This window comes from Bradyrhizobium sp. CCBAU 45384 (genome assembly GCF_028128665.1).
Classification (GTDB): Bacteria; Pseudomonadota; Alphaproteobacteria; order Rhizobiales; family Xanthobacteraceae; genus Bradyrhizobium; species Bradyrhizobium manausense.
In genome coordinates, this window is record NZ_LBIZ01000014.1 from 1 (window position 1) to 291 (window position 291).

The 291-nt window shown below is 63.9% G+C and carries 1 protein-coding gene; it reads right to left on the minus strand.

Annotated elements, in window-relative coordinates; all coding sequences use genetic code 11:
- A partial coding sequence (locus tag XH80_RS02785; protein ID WP_271597231.1) for a transposase occupies positions 1 to 279 on the minus strand: 279 nt, incomplete at its 3' end.
- Between the last annotated feature and the right edge of the window lie 12 nt (positions 280 to 291).

Consider the following 291-nt stretch of genomic DNA (forward strand, 5'->3'; position numbering starts at 1 on the left):
TCGTGACGCTCGCACTGCACGGATCACCCGGGATAGCTGGTCAGCATCTATGGCTGTGTCCGTCCGCAGCACGACATCGCCGATCGCAATCTCAAGCTTGATCGCCGGAGCCTGACGCTCCTCCAACGCATCTTCCACAACCAGCGGCGCAAACGTTGGTGGAGACGCCTCGCACGGCGGCAACATACCTCGCTGTCGAAGCCGCCGTCGCCAATCGTAGACCTGCCACCGCGTCACTCCGTGCTTGCGCGCAACCTCGGATACCTGGGCGCCGGGCAACAGACTCTCGGC